The sequence below is a fragment of the Paenibacillus sophorae genome (genome assembly GCF_018966525.1).
Classification (GTDB): domain Bacteria; phylum Bacillota; class Bacilli; order Paenibacillales; family Paenibacillaceae; genus Paenibacillus_AQ; species Paenibacillus_AQ sophorae.
Window position 1 is genome coordinate 3569984 of the sequence record NZ_CP076607.1, and the last position, 18343, is coordinate 3588326.

The 18343-nt window shown below is 50.6% G+C and carries 19 protein-coding genes and 1 pseudogene; 13 read left to right on the plus strand and 7 right to left on the minus strand.

Annotation, left to right across the window (positions count from 1 at the left end; genetic code table 11):
- The first annotated feature begins 34 nt into the window (after nt 1–34).
- Nucleotides 35–2719, plus strand: coding sequence for a CHASE3 domain-containing protein (locus KP014_RS16855; protein WP_246590771.1), 2685 nt, complete (start codon nt 35–37; stop codon nt 2717–2719).
- 33 nt (nt 2720–2752) lie between these two features.
- On the opposite strand, the gene KP014_RS16860 is transcribed toward KP014_RS16855, so the two are convergent.
- Nucleotides 2753–3271, minus strand: a complete 519-nt coding sequence (locus KP014_RS16860) for a hypothetical protein (protein WP_051500723.1) — start codon at nt 3269–3271, stop codon at nt 2753–2755.
- A 107-nt stretch (nt 3272–3378) separates the two neighbouring features.
- On the opposite strand from KP014_RS16860, the gene KP014_RS29125 reads away from it, so the two are divergent.
- The gene (locus KP014_RS29125) at nt 3379–3507 is read left to right on the plus strand and encodes a hypothetical protein (RefSeq protein ID WP_281426411.1); all 129 of its coding nucleotides are present in this window, start codon (nt 3379–3381) and stop codon (nt 3505–3507) included.
- Here the strand turns inward: KP014_RS29125 and KP014_RS16865 are convergent.
- Complete coding sequence (locus tag KP014_RS16865; protein WP_036605404.1) at nt 3504–4394, minus strand: NAD-dependent epimerase/dehydratase family protein; 891 nt, start codon at nt 4392–4394, stop codon at nt 3504–3506. The genes KP014_RS29125 and KP014_RS16865 overlap by 4 nt on opposite strands.
- Before the next feature lie 116 nt (nt 4395–4510).
- Between KP014_RS16865 and KP014_RS16870 the strand changes: the two genes are divergently transcribed.
- The 4 genes and pseudogenes from KP014_RS16870 (at nt 4511) to KP014_RS16885 (ending at nt 7696) form a co-directional block, all read left to right on the plus strand.
- Nucleotides 4511–5038: a cysteine hydrolase family protein gene (locus KP014_RS16870; RefSeq protein ID WP_036605411.1), complete on the plus strand. Its 528-nt coding sequence runs from the start codon at nt 4511–4513 to the stop codon at nt 5036–5038.
- Between the two features lies 1 nt (nt 5039).
- Nucleotides 5040–5721: pseudogene (locus tag KP014_RS16875) on the plus strand (VanW family protein).
- 129 nt (nt 5722–5850) lie between these two features.
- Nucleotides 5851–6798: a DMT family transporter gene (locus KP014_RS16880; RefSeq protein WP_051500726.1), complete on the plus strand. Its 948-nt coding sequence runs from the start codon at nt 5851–5853 to the stop codon at nt 6796–6798.
- A gap of 61 nt (nt 6799–6859) precedes the next feature.
- Complete coding sequence (locus KP014_RS16885; RefSeq protein ID WP_051500727.1) at nt 6860–7696, plus strand: class I SAM-dependent methyltransferase; 837 nt, start codon at nt 6860–6862, stop codon at nt 7694–7696.
- Between the two features lie 60 nt (nt 7697–7756).
- Here KP014_RS16885 and KP014_RS16890 read toward each other — a convergent pair whose 3' ends face one another.
- Complete coding sequence (locus KP014_RS16890) at nt 7757–8137, minus strand: cupin domain-containing protein (protein ID WP_036605413.1); 381 nt, start codon at nt 8135–8137, stop codon at nt 7757–7759.
- A complete protein-coding gene (locus tag KP014_RS16895) occupies nt 8124–9029 on the minus strand; it encodes a LysR family transcriptional regulator (RefSeq protein ID WP_036605415.1) in 906 nt (301 codons plus the stop codon). The genes KP014_RS16890 and KP014_RS16895 overlap by 14 nt, the downstream gene beginning before the upstream one ends.
- A gap of 204 nt (nt 9030–9233) precedes the next feature.
- Here KP014_RS16895 and KP014_RS16900 point away from each other — a divergent pair, with 204 nt between their 5' ends.
- From KP014_RS16900 to KP014_RS16930, 7 genes are all read left to right on the plus strand, one after another.
- Nucleotides 9234–10184 (plus strand): phosphate ABC transporter substrate-binding protein, encoded by a 951-nt coding sequence (locus tag KP014_RS16900; RefSeq protein ID WP_036605416.1) that lies wholly within the window; start codon nt 9234–9236, stop codon nt 10182–10184.
- A 108-nt stretch (nt 10185–10292) separates the two neighbouring features.
- Nucleotides 10293–11195, plus strand: coding sequence for a phosphate ABC transporter permease subunit PstC (gene pstC / locus KP014_RS16905; protein WP_036605417.1), 903 nt, complete (start codon nt 10293–10295; stop codon nt 11193–11195).
- On the plus strand, nt 11195–12091 hold the full coding sequence (pstA, locus tag KP014_RS16910) for a phosphate ABC transporter permease PstA (protein ID WP_036605418.1): 897 nt from the start codon (nt 11195–11197) through the stop codon (nt 12089–12091). Before pstC ends, pstA begins: the two co-directional genes overlap by 1 nt.
- An 18-nt stretch (nt 12092–12109) precedes the next feature.
- Nucleotides 12110–12910 carry a phosphate ABC transporter ATP-binding protein PstB gene (gene pstB, locus KP014_RS16915; protein WP_090833958.1) on the plus strand — a complete coding sequence of 267 codons (801 nt, stop codon included), beginning with the start codon at nt 12110–12112 and terminating at the stop codon, nt 12908–12910.
- Nucleotides 12911–13305: 395 nt separating this feature from the next.
- Nucleotides 13306–14064, plus strand: coding sequence for an MBL fold metallo-hydrolase (locus KP014_RS16920; protein ID WP_036598362.1), 759 nt, complete (start codon nt 13306–13308; stop codon nt 14062–14064).
- Nucleotides 14033–14602 carry a TetR/AcrR family transcriptional regulator gene (locus KP014_RS16925; protein WP_036598363.1) on the plus strand — a complete coding sequence of 190 codons (570 nt, stop codon included), beginning with the start codon at nt 14033–14035 and terminating at the stop codon, nt 14600–14602. The genes KP014_RS16920 and KP014_RS16925 overlap by 32 nt, the downstream gene beginning before the upstream one ends.
- A 26-nt stretch (nt 14603–14628) precedes the next feature.
- Nucleotides 14629–15327, plus strand: coding sequence for an AlkZ-related protein (locus tag KP014_RS16930; protein ID WP_246590521.1), 699 nt, complete (start codon nt 14629–14631; stop codon nt 15325–15327).
- Nucleotides 15328–15424: 97 nt separating this feature from the next.
- Here KP014_RS16930 and KP014_RS16935 read toward each other — a convergent pair whose 3' ends face one another.
- From KP014_RS16935 to KP014_RS16945, 3 genes are all read right to left on the minus strand, one after another.
- Nucleotides 15425–15604 carry a hypothetical protein gene (locus tag KP014_RS16935; RefSeq protein WP_036598366.1) on the minus strand — a complete coding sequence of 60 codons (180 nt, stop codon included), beginning with the start codon at nt 15602–15604 and terminating at the stop codon, nt 15425–15427.
- A gap of 258 nt (nt 15605–15862) precedes the next feature.
- Nucleotides 15863–17089, minus strand: a complete 1227-nt coding sequence (locus KP014_RS16940) for an aminopeptidase (RefSeq protein WP_036598369.1) — start codon at nt 17087–17089, stop codon at nt 15863–15865.
- A 17-nt stretch (nt 17090–17106) separates the two neighbouring features.
- Nucleotides 17107–18339: an aminopeptidase gene (locus tag KP014_RS16945; protein WP_036598370.1), complete on the minus strand. Its 1233-nt coding sequence runs from the start codon at nt 18337–18339 to the stop codon at nt 17107–17109.
- Nucleotides 18340–18343: the final 4 nt, after the last annotated feature.

An 18343-nucleotide genomic window follows, 5' to 3' on the forward strand; every position in this document is an offset into this window, starting at 1 on the left:
CGCTGGTCATCAGGACGGAGGTTGTACTTTTTTGGTGAATAAAAATGTGATGAATTTGAAAATCCGCGGAAAAATCGCTCTCGGTTACATAATGATTTTAGTGCTGCTCGGGCTTTTTCTAATTATTGTGCAGGGACGGATTGCAGAGCTTGAGAAGGAAACCGTAATGCTGAGCGGGCATGATATGCAGGTGCATGAGCTTACTTTTCAAATGGAGAGAAATATACTGGATATGGAGACCGGCCAGCGGGGCTATGCGCTTACAGGCAACGACTCTTATCTTGCTCCCTACTATGACGGGCTGGAGAAATGGCAGGTAAATTACTCTGATTTGAAGGAACTGATTAAGGGAAGTACCTCCCAGGTTGAAAATCTGGAGAGTATCAGGAAGAATATCGAAGCCTGGATCGTCAAAGCGGGCCAATATGTGGTCGAACTCAAACAAGCGGGCCGGGATGATGAGGTGACCGCATTTTTTCATGCCGATACCGGCAAAGCGATTGTTGAACAAATTCGCAGCGAGTCGCAGCATTTCCGTGATGTTGAACAAGCCGCCACAGCAAAGCGGATCAGCGATCTCAAGTCCCGCAACCACCAGCTGCTTGTTACCATGTATATCTTGTGGAGCCTGGTGGCGATAGTCTCCATTGCCGCTTCCGTCCTGATTACCGACAATATCGTCAAGACGTTGAAGAACGTGATTGACGCCATCAACCATATCGCCGACGGAAACAGCAAAGCAAGACGAATTGAGGTAAAGACCCAGGACGAGATCTCCGATCTCGCTACAGCGACAAACCGTCTATTGGAGAACGCGGAAAGAGAGCAGCGGTTCAGCGATCAGCTCACCAATATGTCGGTAAAACTTCAGGAAAAAACGGCCCCCGCTGCTTTATGCGATACCTTCCTGAGCAAGCTGGCGACAATCCTTGAGATACAGTACGGCGCGGTGTACATTGCTCAAGACTACTATGGCGATTCTCTGCTGAGGATTAGTTCCTATGCGGGCGGCAATGAGGGTTTGAGCCCAGGCAAAGAAAAAATATTGCTGGGTGAGGGCTTGGTAGGTCAATGCGCGCTTGATCAGAATATTCTGAAGCTTGAAGAGCTGCCGGACGGGTATATTCATATCAGCTCAGGTCTCGGAAGAACCCCGCCAAGACAGGCGGTGATTGCCCCTGTTGTTTTTGAGAACAGAACAGTTGCGGTGGTTGAGATTGCCTCACTCATGAAATGGGTGCCCGATCATTTCAAGCTGCTGGAACAGATGCTGGGATTGTTTGCCGTTTCGGTTAATTCGGTTATGACCCGGATGCAAATCCAGCATCTCTATGCTGAAGCCCAGACAATGAATGAGGAGCTGCAGAACCAGTCTGAAGAGCTGCAATCCCAGACTCACGAACTGATTAACGTGAACAGCAAACTGGAATCGCAAAAGCAGGTTGCGGAGAATTCGGCTTCGGAACTGGAGAAAATGAACGAGGAGCTAGAGAGAAGCTCCCGTTACAAATCAGAGTTTCTGGCCAATATGTCGCATGAGCTGCGGACCCCGCTTAACAGCATGCTGCTGCTGTCGCAGATTTTATCCGAGAACCACACCGGCAACTTGACAGAGGAGCAGCTTAGCTATGCATCAGTCATTCATTCCTCGGGCAGTGATCTGCTGGCGATCATTAACGATATTTTGGATTTATCCAAGGTTGAGGCCGGAAAAATGCTAATTGAAACGAGTGCCGTCAATCTTACCGAATTCCCGAACTTATTTGAGGGGTATTTCGGCAAGACAGCGGAGTCCAAAAATCTCGAGTTCAGTGTCGTTTTGGAAGCTGGAACACCCGATATCTTCTATACAGATGAACTGCGTCTGCATCAAATCCTCCGAAATCTGCTATCCAACGCCTTTAAATTTACGGAAGAGGGCGGAGTGAAACTGTCAATCTCCAAGCTTAACACCTTTTCTTCAAAAGGGTATACCCCAGCGGGACCGGTGCTGGCTTTTGCCGTAATCGACAGCGGCATAGGAATACCTCCGGATAAACGCGATCTGATATTTGAGGCGTTCCAGCAGGCGGATGGCTCAACTGCGCGCAAATTCGGCGGAACGGGACTTGGGCTGTCCATTTCCCAGCAGCTTTCGAAGCTGCTTGGCGGGCATCTTACGGTGGAGAGCAAACCGAAAGAGGGCAGTATCTTCACGCTGTATCTTCCTTATTTGGAAGAAGAAAGTGATCCGAAAGATTACAGTCTCGATTCCGAGGCGGCGGCAGCGCTTGAACGCGGAGCTGACGACAGCGGCGATGCTGAGGAGGCGCGAGTGGACGGGAAATATCTTCGGCTGGTGGGCAAAACGGTTCTTCTAGTTGATGATGACCCGCGAAATATATATGCGCTGACACAGACGCTTGAGAAGTACAGCATGCATGTGCTCACGGCCCAGAACGGATTCGAATGCCTTCAGCGGGTCAGAGAGAATCCCGGAATCGACATTATGCTTCTGGACATTATGATGCCGGTATTGGATGGCTACGATACGTTATCCATCCTTCGCGAAGAACTGTTAAAGCACGACCTTCCCATTATTGCGGTGTCCGCCAAGACAAAGAATGAAGAGCGGGAGAAATGCCTGGCTGCGGGAGCGACCGATTTTATTAAGAAACCCGTGATTATTAAGGATCTTCTTACGATTATGTCCTATTATTTGAGCAGCAAAGCCGCATAATTTCCGGATGAATATGTACGGGCGACCCGAAACCTAACGGTGGCGGGCGCCCTTTTTTTCTAACACGTCAAGTAATCCCTCAGGTTCGGTAGCAGCTGATCCCCGTACTTCCCCATTAACGTTATAATTACTACCTATCCACTGAAGCAGATAGTTTCCAGTACGCATGCCTTGTGCGAAACCTTCATTAAAATTTCTCCAATCCAGAGATTCACCAGCAGCAATCGTTCTAGCAAAATACACTTTACTAGTATCTAAGTGCGTTAAACTAACTTTGACTGGATGGCTGCTATAGTTCACCATTAACAGCTTAAGATGACCAAATCCCGAATTTATCCTAAATGTATTAGTTACATTTGCACTTCTATTATTTGCCTTATCACTCCAGGTCTTATCAATAATAATAGTCGTATCTACGGACTGGCTAGCTGCTACACTATATTCAGGAGTAGACGTATTCTTTTGAGCTATACTTGGTGAAGCACAAGCAGTTACAGCCGTTGTTGCCAAAGCTAGAGATAAAATCGCAAAAAAAGCCGTTTTTTCCTTCATAACTTAAACTCTCCCATTTTTACATACTATGTACTCTAATAGAGTATAAGAATTCGATACGGCAGTAGCGGGCTTCCGGAAGAGCATTCGCGTTCGCTCGCCCCATATTGATTGTCCGTATTGATGGTCTCGGACTGCAGCGGCTGTACGATGAAGATTTCGATTACGAGGGCGCTTATTATATTCTTAAATTGGCGGGACTTCTCTTAAAATTCATTGAAAGAATTGGATACTAATTATGATCATACGAGCGGTTCAGGTCGCTTACTAATTCCGGGAACCAATCGGCGAGCGTTAGAAAAGAGAAGCCCGCTGTCTGCGCTTTCGTCGTATTCATATGCCACGACTGCGGGATGCCAAACGGAGACATATGCTCATCCACCGTCTGTTCACGGATCACGGCCTGTTTCCCCGCTGCTCCTTCAATTATGGAAATCATTTCATTAATGGTAAGAGAGCCATCGGAGCATGCATTTACCGGTCCCGTTAATTCCGAACGACCAAGCCACAGCAGAAAGTCCGCAGCCTCATCCGAGCGGATGAAGGAAATGCGCGCTTCCGGATTCGGAATACCTAATGGCTCTTCCCGGCGGACATGTTCGATATGAAAATGCAATCTTTTCGTGTAATCATCCTCGCCCAGCACGATCGGAAACCGGACGGCGGCCACAGGGAACGCTGCCTGCTGAATGAACACCGCTTCGGCCAGCCGTTTAGCTTCCTGATACGAAAGATCGTCTTTTCCTCCTCCTCGGAGCGGGTAAGCTTTAGGATCAAACACCTCTTCGGTCAATATTTCCGGTCTTGGGTCATATACGGATAGGCTGGAAGTCAGAATGTACCGCTTCGCTGTGTCTTTAAATATGCGGCAGGCCGCCGCCGCTTCATCCGGTGAATAACAGATATTGTCATAGACGATATCCCACACTTGATCCAGAACCGCTGAGGCAAGCATTTCCGGATTTGTACGGTCCGCGTGGATACGGTGAAGCCGATCTCCAAACGCATCGGGCGCATTGCCCCGCGTCAGAATCGTAACGTCGTTGCCCGGATCCTCCAGCAGTCGTTCAACCAGCCTTTTGCCAAAAAATCGCGTTCCGCCGAGCACCAAAATGTTCCTCATTATTTCAACTCCTCTCCACACTATGATTTCAGTTTACCATAGTTATCCTGGAAAGACTGAGCGACTGTTTTTCTGCTATAATTTAGGTTAATGACAATACTGGGGAGGAATTTGAAATGGCTGATCCGCATACTGCGTTCATTTTGATTGATGTACAGGAGGCGATGTTTTCATATCCGGGACAGAAGCTGTATGACGAAGAAGGTGTAATGGAGCGGATCGTATCACTGCTGGACAGGGCGCGCCGGAGCGGTACGACGGTGATTTATATTCAGCATACCGAGGATGAAGAATACACCAAGGGAACGCCTACATGGCAGATCAGTTCCAAAGTTGCTCCGATGCCTGGGGAAAAGGTCATCGAGAAGCCGACCTGGGACGCTTTTCACCTCACCGGACTTCAGGAAGAATTGCAGCGACAGGGGATTACCAATCTAATTATCGCTGGCATGCAAAGTGAATTTTGTCTCGATTCAACTTGCCGCCGGGCATTCAGCCTTGGATATTCCACTGTTCTGGTGGAAGACGCCCACAGTACGTTTGATAATGGACGGCTCTCTGGCGAAGAAATCGTACGCCACCATAACGGAGTGCTCGGAGGACGATTCGTAACCTTAAAACCTGCGAGCGAGGTAACCTTCTGAAATGGGGAAGACACATTCGGCCTTGCAGCCTAAGAAACGTTCCCGTTTGCGTCTTTTTGCGGGTAAACACTATTTTGTCTGGAAAAGATACATCAAATGGATTACAGGGAAGGAAAAAGCGGCGGATACTTTCAGCCGGGATGTTCTGCCATGCAAGGTGTTCGAGCACGCGACCCCGCTGCTTCGCGAGCTTCGAAAAGTGGATATGCAGCTCCAATACAACAAAATTACAAATCTCAGGATGGCGGTCCAAAAACTCGACGGTTTAATAATAAGACCGGGCGAGACTTTCTCTTATTGGCGGAGGATCGGCAAGCCGACCCGGCGTCTTTCCGGATGAACAGCGAACGCAGCCGTTCGGCAGCGGGGCTACCTGCTCTTATAACTACCTGGATCTCCAGTTTAGAAATGATACGGATACTGAATATCAGCTTAAGGTGTGGCTTACCGATACGCATCTGCATGGAGAGTGGCGAGCGGCAGAACCACCGCTTTATACATACGAGGTTTATGAAAGCGATCATGCTATTTCTCTGGAACCATGGGGTGGTTACCTTCGACGCAACAGCATCCGCCGGAGGCTGATTGCCCGGGACGGCAGCACGGCCTTTGACGAGCACATTACCGACAACACCGCATTAATGATGTATGCCCCTTTGTTGAAGGGTGAGCCGCAGGCTTAAACCGATTTCTTATGATCCTGCAATATTATAATCATTTTTTCAAATAAAAGGCTGATTTTTTCCGCTGCATACGTTAAATTAACAGAAGTGCTCTACATCAACTGACGCGTCGGAAAGGAAAACCTCATCATGGATACTAAAAAACCGCCAATCCCCGTTTCGCTGCTCATGCTGATCGGGATTGTAGCCATCTCATTTTCCGCCATTTTTATCAAATGGTCTTCAGCTCCAGCTTCCATTCAGGGAATGTACCGCTTGCTGTTCACTTCGCTTTTAATGTTTCCGTTCGTCCGCCCGTACAGTGGAGCGGCATCTGCCCTGCACCTAAAGGACCGGCTGCTGCTGACCACTTCCGGCATCATGCTGGCTTTGCATTTTTTGCTGTGGATGGGCTCGCTGGAATTTACTTCAGTTGCCAGCTCCACGATGATTATGGCGCTTGAGCCTGTTTTCATTATGATAGGGTCCTATATTCTGTACAAGGAACGCAGCGCGGTTTCCGCAATATCCGGTCTTGGCGTGGCGATTATCGGCGTCGTCTTTATCGGCTGGGGCGACATTGGCTTGTCCTCGGACAACCTAAAAGGTGACCTGCTGTCTATATTCGGAACGGTGGCGGTAGCCGCCCATCTGCTCATTGGCAAAAAGTTGGTAGCCCGGATGCCGTCCTACCTATACAGCCTAATTGTGTTCATCATCGCCGGAGTGGTGTTCGCTCTGTACAATTGGGCTGCGGGCATCGCTTTCTTTGACTATCCGCCAAGAGAATGGGGCATTTTCGCGCTTCTCTCAATCGTACCGACTGTATTTGGGCATATCCTGTTCAACTGGCTGCTGCAGTATACGTCCGCCACTACCGTGTCCATGAATATTCTCGGAGAACCGGTAGGAGCCTGTATTCTGGCCTATTTGCTGCTTGGAGAGCGATTATCCGGCCTTCAGTGGTCCGGCGGCTTACTCGTGCTCGGCGGTCTCGCTAGTTATTTATATATGGGCAGCCGGAAAGTGGCCCGGGAAGCAGAGCGGCGGCACAGACGTGAGCAGGAACCTGAGACATTGCCGGAAAGTGCTTCTTGAATCGGTGAGTTTTCAACGGAATTGGACATAATGAGATTCGAAGCAAAGGAGCTTTTACTTTATGTACGACGGTCACAAGGATGAGAATAAATCCGAATCGGCGGTAACTTCCTCCGTCAGCGAAGAGCTGTGGAACGAGGATACATACAGCGCTTGGATAAGCCGGTTTGGAACGCCTGAAGAAGCCGCGGCCAAGCTGCGAAATAATCCCGCCGCCAAGCTTCAGCCTCTTCTTGCCTATTTCGGGGAAGTAGACGGCAAGAAAATCATGAACCTGATGGGCTCGAACGGGGTAAAGGCGGTGGCGCTTGGACTGCTTGGCGCGGAGGTGTCTGTAGCCGACTTCTCGGAAGGCAACGCTCGTTATGCTTCTGAACTGGCGGAAGCTGCGGGAGTTCGCCTGGATTATGCCGTCTCCGACGTATTGAATCTTCCGGAGGCTGTTCTGCGGGGAGCTTATGATATCGTCTTTGCGGAACAGGGTATCGTTCACTATTTTACCGACCTGAAGCCGTTTATGGATACTGCGTATTCGCTGCTTGCTCCGGGAGGGCGGTTCATATTGCGGGATTTTCATCCCGTGTCGACCAAGCTGATCTCCTCTAAGGGCTCCACGGCCAAAATCCGCAAGCATAAAGTAACGGGGGATTACTTCGATACGTCGCTTGAGGAGAAACGGGTGTCCTATTCCAAGTATTCGCCGGAAGGCGGAGAAAGCAGGGACGGTACGGGCGTCGTATACTGGCGCAAATGGACGCTCGGCGAGATTGTAACCTCGGCTGCGGAAAGCGGTCTGCACATCCGTAAGCTGATTGAAGAACCGAATCTGTCCTCGGACGTGTTCGACAAGGGCATTCCGAAGACGTTTGTGCTGACGGCGGAGAAGCCGGAGCTTTAAGCCGAATAATCAGTATCTCAAGGAAGATGCCGGGCTGCAATCAGCCTGGCATTTTTCTTTTTATGACAAGTTGTCTTTAATCATCTGTTTCTTTAGAGGCATAAATAATGACGAGGTTAATTCTTCGCTTTCGATGACGATTGCCGTCAACCCGGTATTTGTCTTCGTTTCATGCCATTCATCTTTCTCCCAGTAAACAGCGTCTCCTGTTTGTACCTTGCAGTACTCGTCTTTTTCGCCTTTTACATATCCCTCACCATGTACGATTATTAGAAGTTGAGGCGCTACAGCCTGATGATAACCGACAATTCCATTTTTATCTAAATACATACACCCTATATGAGCCGATTTATCCGTTTGAATAATCCGGGACATGATAAAATCTGAATTGAACTTTGATATCTTTTTGCCGCAATCTTTACTGAATTCATAAAACTCCATGATGCACCTCCTTATGGACCAAGCTGTCCGCAAAATTTTGCTGAATCTCGGTAAGCGAATAATCCTTCCGCCACGCCAGATAAAAACCGCCTCGCTCCGGCAAAATACCTGAAAGTGGACGATAACGCAAGCTCCCCGACTCGATCTCCGCCGCAATGCCGATTTTGGAAAAAACGGCGACCGCATTTCCTTGCATGACCAATTGCTTAACCGCCTGCGCGCTATCCGTTTCCAACCTGTTCCACAAACGCACACCGTTCAATCCGGCCCAGCGGTCGGCGAATTCGCGCAGGCCCGTTCCCGGCGCATGCTGAATCCACGGCTCCCGGGAAATTTCATCCGGTTCGAGGTTATCCTTACTAGCAAAGGGGTGCCCATGAGCAAAGATAAGCACCGTCTCGTCATCGGCAATCTTGTTCATATATAAAGTTTCGTCCGCCTGCTCATAGCCATGCAGAACGGCAAGCCCAAGCTTGCGGCTCCTAAGCTGCTCGCGTAAGACGTTATTATGCGCCTCGGACACCGTTATTTCCGTCTCGGGATGCTGGGCCGCTAAGCCGGACAAAGCTGCCGGGAGCAGGTACGCCGCCGAAATCGCTGATGCTCCGATAGTCAGCTTTAACCTGGAGCGGGAGTCGGCCTGCTTTACCGTTCTTTCGGCTTCGGACGCCAGCGCAACAATACGAACCGCATACTGGTGAAGCGCATGACCGGCTTCGGTCAGCAGCACGCGTCCGCTTCGGCTATGGAACAGCGGGGTGCCCAGTTCATTCTCCAGCGATTTCATATGAAAAGAAACGGTAGGCTGCTTAAGGCCAAGCTCTGCGGCAACATCCGTCACTTTTTTATATTTTTCAATAAGAACTACGATTTGCAGCTTTAATATGTTCATGGAAGCTCCTCCGATTTGACAATATCCACTAACTTTCTCTTTATATTATAGATTAATTCTATATCACTATACACATTCTATTTTCTTTTTTATCGTTCATTTTACATAAGTAGGCGGTTTAACTAACGAAGGGATTTTACAATTAATATGTCAGGGCGAACGAGCCTAATTATTAACACTAACTGTAGGAGGAGACAAACAATAATGCGCTCTAAAAAATCCTGGATCATGGCACTTGCTTTAACGAGTGTCCTTGCACTTTCGGCTTGCGGAAATAACGGGGGAAATAACACGGCGGCTAACGAGGGAAATACGGGAGCCAGCAACGCGCCTACAGAGACAAGCGGCGCAGAACTCAGCGGTTCGATTCTTGCTTCCGGCTCTACGGCTCTTCAGCCGCTGGTGGAACAGGTAGCGGAGAAATTCATGGAAACGAATGCCGGCGTAGATATTCAAGTACAAGGCGGCGGCAGTGGTACGGGTCTTACACAGGTAGCTGAGAAACAAGTTGATATCGGCAACTCCGACGTGTTCGCGGAAGAGAAGCTGAAAGATGCGGACGCGGAAAAAGCAAAAGCACTCGTCGATCATCAAGTGGCGGTTGTCGCGATTGCGGCCGTTGCCCATCCGGATGCTGGAGTTGACAATCTGACTAAACAGCAGCTGATTGATATTTTTACCGGCAAAATCACGAACTGGAAAGACGTAGGCGGAGCGGATCAGAAGATTCAGATTATTAACCGTCCGGCAAGCTCCGGAACACGCGCTACATTCGAGAAATTTGCGCTCGGCACGAAGACGGAAGACCTGCAGGGCTCCATCCAAGAGGATTCCTCGGGTACAGTTAAGAAAATGATCGGCGAAACGCCGGGAGCGATCGGGTATCTGGCTCTGTCCTACCTTGACGATACGGTTAAAACCTTGAATTACGACAGCGTTGAGCCTTCCGTGGATAACGTAATCAGTGGAAAATATCCGATCTGGGCATATGAGCATATGTACACGAACGGTGAACCGAATGAAACGGTTAAAGCATTCCTGGACTACTTCCTGACCGATGAAGTCCAAAACGGCGATGTAACCGAGCTTGGCTACATCCCAGCCTCGAAGATGCAAGTTTCCCGCGATGTCGAAGGCACTGTAACGAACAAGTAATTAGATAATTAAAGCAACAAGTTTCATAGAATCGGAGGCGGAATTCTTCTGCCTCTCTTTTCACTTTAAAGAGAAGGGACATAAATTCGAGTGCAGAACAACGAAACTATGCGAGTGCAGAGCAGCAAATCGCGTATCGAAAAACATCATATTGAAGACCTTATCGGACGCTCCTACATGTCCTTTTGTGTGCTTCTGTTGATTGTCTCCATAGTATCCATGGTGTATTTTGTGACGTCTAAAGGGATTTCAACATTTGCAATCGACAAGGTAAGCCTTTCGGATTTCTTTTTCGGCACTACTTGGTCTCCCGAAGGGGATCATCCATCTTTTGGGGCGCTGCCGTTTATCGCGGGATCTTTTATCACGACCCTCTTGGCTGCACTGATCGCTAGTCCATTAAGTATTTGCGCCGCACTGTTCATGACCGAAATCGTACCGGGATGGGGCAAAAAGCTGCTGCAGCCGGTTATCGAATTGCTGTCGGGTATTCCTTCCGTTGTTTACGGCTTTGTGGGACTCAGCGTTATCGTGCCATTCCTGCGGAATGTATTCCCTGGGCAAGGCATTGGCGTTGCCGCCGGCGCGCTCGTCCTGTCTGTTATGATCTTGCCAACGATTACCAGCGTGGCAGCGGACGCGCTGTCTGCGCTCCCGCAGAATCTGAAGGAATCATCGTTTGCGCTTGGAGCAACCCGCTGGCAGACAATCGCCCGCGTTATAATCCCGACCACGCTTCCCGCCATTATGACCGGCGTTGTGCTGGGCATGGCCCGCGCCTTCGGCGAAGCGCTTGCGGTCCAGATGGTTATCGGGAATGCTCCATTTATTCCCACATCATTGTTTGAATCAGCGTCTACGCTGACTAGCGTCATTACGCTGGGTATGGGTAACACTACAATGGGTTCTCCGCAAAATAATGCACTATGGAGTATGGCGCTTGTTCTCATGCTGATGACGTTCCTATTCGTGTTCATTGTCCGTATGCTGGAGAAAAGGAGGTCGATCTAATGAAAGCAAAAACAGCCGACAAGATCGCCACCTTTGTTATTGTAACTTTGGCTCTGTTGATCGTCGCCGTTCTGGCCGGTCTGCTTGGATACATTTTATTTCGGGGAATAAGCCATATCAGCTGGGATTTTCTAACATCGGCTCCGCAAAAAATACGCGCGGGCGGCGGTGTAGGCCCGCAGCTGTTTAACTCGTTGTTCCTGCTTGTCCTGACGCTGCTGATCACTGTGCCGCTTGGACTAGGTGCAGGCATCTATATGGCGGAGTATGCGCGTCCGGGAAAAATCACCAGCTTTATCCGCCTGATTGTTGAGGTTCTGTCTTCCTTCCCGTCGATCGTCGTCGGTTTGTTCGGTCTGCTGCTGATCGTTAACATTTTCGGACTCGGCTTCTCACTGGTTTCGGGGGCGCTGGCCCTGACCGTATTCAACCTGCCGCTGATGGTGCGGATTACTGAGCAGGCGTTCCGCAGCGTACCCGCTCAGCAGAAGGAAGCCGGGTTCGCGCTCGGGCTGTCTAAATGGAAAATAGTCACAACGGTTCTGTTCCCTGTAGCGCTTCCCCCAATTATCACGGGAACCATCCTATCCGCTGGCCGGGTATTTGGTGAAGCCGCCGCCCTGATGTTCACGGCGGGGATGAGCAGCCCTCGTCTGGACTTCGGCAACTGGAATCCGCTGAGTCCGTCTTCACCGCTGAATCCGTTCCGCCCGGCCGAGACGCTGGCTGTGCATATCTGGAAGATTAACAGCGAAGGGCTCGCGCCCGATGCGGCGGAGATTGCCGCCGGAGCGTCGGCTGTTTTGGTTATCACGGTTCTGATCTTTAATCTGGTCGCCCGCTATTTTGGCCGATTGATCTACCGGAAATTGACAGCATCGCGAAGAATGAATTAATCAGGAGGAGAAAAAAATATGGAAGCGACACTTACTGCACCTCATATTTTGCAGGCAGCGAAGACAGAAAGGGATTTCCGGACTGAGAATTTAAGTATATACTACGGCACATATGAAGCTGTAAAAGGCATCAGCCTGCCGTTTCCCGAGAAGTCGGTTACGGCATTGATCGGACCTTCCGGCTGCGGCAAATCAACCTTTTTGCGGTCGCTGAACCGGATGAATGACGAGATTTCCGGATCGACCAGCAAAGGAAGCATCTGGATCGACGGAGTGGATATCAACTCTCCGGGCACGGATGTAATTAAGCTTCGGCAAAAGATCGGTATGGTCTGGCAGAAACCGAACCCTTTTTATAAATCGATCTACGAAAATATCGCCTTTGGTCCGAAATACCATGGCGTCAAAGGAAAAAAAGCGCTGGATGAAATTGTGGAAAGCAGTCTGCGCCGCGCTGCATTGTGGGACGAGGTAAAGGACCGCCTGAAGGATTCCGCCCTGGCGCTCTCCGGCGGGCAGCAGCAGCGGCTATGTATTGCGCGGGCGCTGTCGGTTAATCCACAAATTTTGCTGCTCGACGAGCCTGCATCGGCGCTTGACCCGGTTTCCACCGGAAAGGTCGAAGAACTCATTAAAGAATTGAAAGAGCAGCTGCGTATCGTTATTGTTACCCATAATATGCAGCAGGCGGCGCGGATTTCCGATTTTACAGCTTATTTTTACCTCGGCCAGCTGATTGAATACGGAATGACGGAAAAAGTATTTACAAATCCGGAAAATACGATGACTCAGGAATATATTATGGGCCGTTTCGGCTGATGCGAAGAACACTGTCCGGGAGGGCGGTGTTTTTTCATTTTCTAGAAGTGAACCCCTATTCATGCTCTAGATTTCCGCAGTAAAGTCGGCGTGAAGCCAGGTGAGAAAATCGTCGTGATGCTGCATGCCGGTTATCTTGGAAATTGTCCCGGACAGCCGTCCTCGTACGGATGCCGCCAGCCTGCTTCAGATGGCCGATTATTATCCAGAGAACGGTAACGTAGAGTAAACATGCATTGTTAATCCGGACACCAGAATTAGCCCTTCAAAGAGGTGGTTGATTCCGGTGTTTTTGCTTTTAAAGAAAATTACGGAGCAGAAGGCGAAAAACAGTTGCTTTACTAATAGCATTAGTTTAAACTGTAACTAATACCATTAGTTTTGGGGGCGATCATATGAGAGTTACGCGTAACGGTCAAATGCTTCAACTAACTTGGATGCCGCGTCTGTTTCCGGTAAACTGCTATATTGTAGAGGAAGAAAATGACCTGACTTTGATTGATGCAGGTATGCCCTTCAGTCTGAAAGGCATTCTTCGCACCGCCGAATCGCTTCGCAAGCCGCTCGCTCGAATCGTGCTCACCCATGCGCATGACGATCATGTCGGGGCTGTAGATGCTTTGAAGAAGCGTCTGCCTCAGGTGAGCCTATATATATCCGAGAGGGATGCGGCGCTGCTGCGCGGTGACCGTACATTGCGGGAAGGCGAGCCGGAAACTCCGATCCGCGGCGGAGTTCCCAAGAACGTAACCAGCATTCCCGATCATTTGATTAGTGATGGCGACGAGATCGGTTCGTTGACGGCTATTTCCACACCGGGGCATACTCCAGGCTCGATGTCCTTCTTTGACCGCCGGAACGGGGCCGTTATCGCAGGTGATGCGATGCAGACTTTCCGCAGCGTTGCTGTTACCGGTGTGGTCGTGCCGCTATTCCCTTTTCCGGCGATGGCAACGTGGAATAAAGAAGCCGCACTGGAGAGCGCTGTAAAAATTGAGAAGCTGAATCCCTCGCTCCTGGCGGTGGGACATGGTAATTTGCTTAAACAGCCCGGTGAACGGCTGCGCGCCGCTATTGCCAAAGCTGAACTACACATTTCACAAGAGAAACGGGGAATGAATCATGTCGCCAAGAGCGGGCCTGGACCGCAATAAAATTGTAATAGAGGCTGCGCAAATTGCCGACGAGCATGGAATGGAGGGGGTAACGCTGGCCGCACTTGCCGCCAGGCTGGGAGTACGCCCCCCTTCGTTGTATAATCACATTGACGGACAAGCGGGGCTGCGTGCGCTGCTCGCGGTATACGGTCTGAAGCAGCTCTATGAGGCGATGTCATCAGCATCGCAGGGATTAAGCGGCAGCGAAGCCGTGCTCGCGATGGGGAAGAGCTATGCCGAATTTGCCAAACAGCATCCTGGGCTGTATGAGATGACTCTTGAAGCTCCGGATGCGGATAACGCCGAACTTAACGAAGAAGGGGGACGTGTGCTGAAGCTGATTATCAGTGTACTTGCGCCCTACAAGCTGAGTGAGCAAGGTGAACTGCATGCCGTAAGAGGACTTCGCAGTATTTTACATGGCTTCGCCTCTCTGGAGCAAAAGGGGGGCTTCGGCATTCCGCTTGACGTAAGCGTCAGCCTGTCCGCTACCATTCATGCTTTTCTGGCGGGCATTGACCGCTTCAGAGAGTAAACAAAGACGAACCTAAGGAGATGGCAATGATGTTACATGAAGCAAAAGCGGGAGCGCCTTTTACTTTTGATGATGCCGCTGAACTTGTTACAAATATCGGAATACTGCCGCTTGCCCCGCTTATTCCGGAGCATCCTTCGCTTAAGGGACTGACGAGAGAAGAGGATTGGCATACGGACACGGAGCTTGATCCGTGGCAGTGGCGGGTCCGGTTTCCGGGAGAAGGCAAAGCGGCATACGGAAAATTTCTGAAGAAAAAGGCGGTGCTGGTCGCAAGGGAATGGTTCCCCTATTTTCCTGCCGCATTGGGAAGTTCCCTTACGCTGAAAGAACGATATGACCGCGGCTTGTCCGGCAGAGAAGCGCTGACGGTGCTGGAGATCATTGAGGGAAAAGAGGGCATTGAGACGCGTCAGCTTCGATCAGAAGCAGAAATGAAAGCCAAGGAGAAGAAGACCGCCTTTGACAATGCCTTAAACGAGCTGCAAGGCTCTGTGGATATCGTCATTTCCGGCGTCCGCGCTCGGCTTAATGCCGATGGCGACAAAAACGGCTGGAACAGCACATCGTTCGAAACAGCCGCGCACTGGATGCGGGAGAGCGGAATGGAACCGTTCGCAGGGGACAAGGAAGAAGCCATTGCCTGGCTGAATGCCCGGATCGAGCCGGTCTGGTCGCCGGAAGCGACGGCATGGATTCAAAAATTATGGGCCAAAACAAAATAAAACTAGACAAAATAAAACGGCTGTTTCTCCGCTCCGTAAAGGAGATCCGGGATTAGCCGTAAGCGTTTTCGAAATGGCTGGTGGGGTTGAAGGGAAGTCATTCAAACATCGGGAGAATAAAAGCAACCAAAAAGTACAGGAAACCCAGGAACAGCATGATATAAGCGGTATATTTGACCGCATTGGCGGCTTTAACGCGATTTTCGTAGATTGGATCGACATCTTGTTCATCGACTTCAACCCGTTCGACTTCACTCGAATGCGGATCTTTCATCATTGGAATCACCTCCTTGTAATTGTAATTTCCTCATCACTATTGTGACATCTTTGTGAACTAAAATCAACAAATTTGTGTCTATAAATTGAACAAATTTTGACCGATTGAATGAGCGCCTGATGAAGAATCCTCATTTTCTGATCATGCAGGCGCGCAAATAGCCCGGTTCCTGCTCTCTTTGGAGGAAGAACCGGGCTGTGCCCGTTTTATACGAAAGCGTCAAATCATAGAGGCTAAAGCACACATTACAGAGCTATTTTACGCCCATCCGCCATTCCGGAAGATTGGCTCGACAGTGCCGTCCTCCGTAATGCCGTCAATGTTCATCTCAGGTGAACCCATCATGAAATCGACGTGAATGAGACTCTGATTCATTCCGCGCTCGGCGAGCTGCTCCTTCGTAAGCGCCGTGCCGCCCTCCAAAGTGAAGGCGTACGAGCCTCCGAGCGCAAGATGGCAGGAGGCATTCTCGTCAAACAAGGTGGTGTAATAGAGAATGCCGCTTGCCGAAATCGGAGACCGGTGGGGCACCAGCGCCACTTCGCCAAGTGAAACCGCTCCTTCATCCATAGATAGGAGCGCATCCAGCTTATCCTGCCCGACTTCCGCAGTGTAGTCCGTTACCCTGCCATCCTTAAAGGTCAGGGTAAAGCGGTCGATAATGTTTCCAGCATAGCTGAGAGGCTTGGTGCTGCTGACTGTACCGTTCGTCCCATCCCGATGCGGAACCGAGAATACTTCCTCCGTCGGTATATTGGCCAGAAAAGGAACACCCTTTGCGTTCACCGCGCCGGCCTGGCACCAAATATGCCCCTCAGGCAGCTCGACGGTCAAGTCGGTGCCCGGTGCGGTGTAATGCAGCTTGCGGTACTTACGCTCATTCAGCTTGTCGCAGCGGCGCTTCAGCCCGTCTAGGTGCAGCTGCCATGCTTCAAGCGGGTTCTCCACATCCGCGCGGACCGCGCGGAAAATCGCGTCCCACAATAGATGAATCCGCTCTTCCTCCGGCGCATCCGGAAATACTTTGGCGGCCCAGGAGGCCGAAGGATAGGCGACTCCGCTCCAGCTTGCATGATTGCTCATCAGCAGCTGACGATAGCTTGCCATCACTTCCGCCGACACCAGCTGGTATGCCCTGATCCGACCCGGATCAACGCCATTCAGCAGATCCGGATCAGTCGAAATAATGGTTAGGAAGCAAGCGTTGTTCTGCGCAAGATCCTCCATCTCATCCGCGAACCACTTCGGAGGCTCCGAGAAGGATACCTCCGGTGCCAGGTCGTAGCGTGTCCGCGTCACGACTTCATCCGAATAATTGACCTTGACCAGCTTGGCGCCCGCTTCGTAAGCTTTGCGGACGACCAGGCGGACCAGTTCGGCCGATGCAATGTCCGCATTGACGACAAGGGTCTGTCCGGGTTGTATGTTGACGCCGACCTTTACGGCAAGCAGCGCGTAATTCTCCAGCTTTTGCTTAAAATCCAAATCCCGACCCTCCTCAATTAAAACGCCCAATTCCCGTTCAGAAATACCGGTTCTTCCGTGCCGTCATTTGTGATGCCGAATATATTCATCTCTGCAGAGCCGATCATGAAATCGACATGCGTAACACTTGTGTTGAGGCCGCGCTCTTCAAGCTGTTCTTTCGTCATGCTCTTGCCGCCTTCCAGACAGAACGCGTACGCGGTACCGATCGCGAGATGGTTCGAAGCATTTTCGTCAAATAAAGTGTTGTAATATAAAATATTAGATTCTGAAATAGGGGAGTGATGGGGGACCAGAGCCACTTCGCCCAAATATTTGGCGCCTTCGTCCAAGTTGATCAAATGCTCCAGCGTTTCCTGTCCCTTCTCGGCCGATAATCCGACAATCCTTCCGTTCTCGAAGGTGAGCGAGAAGCCGTCGATAATATTCCCAGCATGGCTCAGCGGTTTCGTGCTGCGGACAGTCCCGTTGACGCCGGTCTTCAGCGGTGCTGTGAACACTTCTTCTGTAGGCATATTGGCGACGAAGGTGTGGCCATTCGCGTTAATGCTGTCCCCTTGCGCCCATAAATGGCCTTCCGGCAGCTCGATGGTCAGGTCCGTGCCCGGAGCGACATAATGAAGCTTTTTGTATTTCTTGGCATTCAGTACGGCCGCCTTCTCTTCCAGCGTGTTCAGATGCTCCTGCCAGGACGCTACGGGGTCTTCACGGTCCAGACGCACGGTATGGAATATCGCCTCCCACAGCTTGTTCACCCGTTCTTCAGCAGGAACGTCCGGAAACACCTTGTCGGCCCAGGCCTGCGAAGGAATGGCGACGATGCTCCAGCTGATTTTGTCCGACATGATAAAATCACGGTATTTGGACAAGGCGGCTCCACGGGTCTTCTGATATTCGGCAATCCGCAGCGGGTCAATCCCTTTCAGCGCATCCGGATCTTCAGCGATGACCGACAATACAGCCGCACCGTTCTCGGCAAATTCGGTAATCTCACCGGCATACCAGGTCGGCGCTTTGGAGAATACCTCCGGCGCGGCATGCTCGAATTGCAGACGGGTAATGCGTTCGTCGCTCCAGTTCACTTTGACCTGGCTGGCGCCGGCCTCATACGCCTTGGCCGCAATCAAACGAACGAACTCCGCAGCGGTTATGGGCGAATTTACGACCAACGCCTGCCCCGGCTGCACATTTACGCCTATTTTCACGGCCAGGTCAGCGTATTTGGAGAGTTTTGCTTCAAAATCAGTCATAACG

Bases quoted from the DNA above. Each gene is read 5' to 3' on its own strand.
- KP014_RS16860 (WP_051500723.1), bottom strand. From the start codon at position 3,271: ATGAAGGAAAAAACGGCTTTTTTTGCGATTTTATCTCTAGCTTTGGCA.
- KP014_RS16865 (WP_036605404.1), bottom strand. From the start codon at position 4,394: ATGAGGAACATTTTGGTGCTCGGCGGAACGCGATTTTTTGGCAAAAGG.
- KP014_RS16870 (WP_036605411.1), top strand. From the start codon at position 4,511: ATGGCTGATCCGCATACTGCGTTCATTTTGATTGATGTACAGGAGGCG.
- KP014_RS16880 (WP_051500726.1), top strand. From the start codon at position 5,851: ATGGATACTAAAAAACCGCCAATCCCCGTTTCGCTGCTCATGCTGATC.
- KP014_RS16885 (WP_051500727.1), top strand. From the start codon at position 6,860: ATGTACGACGGTCACAAGGATGAGAATAAATCCGAATCGGCGGTAACT.
- KP014_RS16890 (WP_036605413.1), bottom strand. From the start codon at position 8,137: ATGGAGTTTTATGAATTCAGTAAAGATTGCGGCAAAAAGATATCAAAG.
- KP014_RS16895 (WP_036605415.1), bottom strand. From the start codon at position 9,029: ATGAACATATTAAAGCTGCAAATCGTAGTTCTTATTGAAAAATATAAA.
- KP014_RS16900 (WP_036605416.1), top strand. From the start codon at position 9,234: ATGCGCTCTAAAAAATCCTGGATCATGGCACTTGCTTTAACGAGTGTC.
- pstC (WP_036605417.1), top strand. From the start codon at position 10,293: ATGCGAGTGCAGAGCAGCAAATCGCGTATCGAAAAACATCATATTGAA.
- pstA (WP_036605418.1), top strand. From the start codon at position 11,195: ATGAAAGCAAAAACAGCCGACAAGATCGCCACCTTTGTTATTGTAACT.
- pstB (WP_090833958.1), top strand. From the start codon at position 12,110: ATGGAAGCGACACTTACTGCACCTCATATTTTGCAGGCAGCGAAGACA.
- KP014_RS16920 (WP_036598362.1), top strand. From the start codon at position 13,306: ATGAGAGTTACGCGTAACGGTCAAATGCTTCAACTAACTTGGATGCCG.
- KP014_RS16925 (WP_036598363.1), top strand. From the start codon at position 14,033: ATGTCGCCAAGAGCGGGCCTGGACCGCAATAAAATTGTAATAGAGGCT.
- KP014_RS16930 (WP_246590521.1), top strand. From the start codon at position 14,629: ATGATGTTACATGAAGCAAAAGCGGGAGCGCCTTTTACTTTTGATGAT.
- KP014_RS16935 (WP_036598366.1), bottom strand. From the start codon at position 15,604: ATGATGAAAGATCCGCATTCGAGTGAAGTCGAACGGGTTGAAGTCGAT.
- KP014_RS16945 (WP_036598370.1), bottom strand. From the start codon at position 18,339: ATGACTGATTTTGAAGCAAAACTCTCCAAATACGCTGACCTGGCCGTG.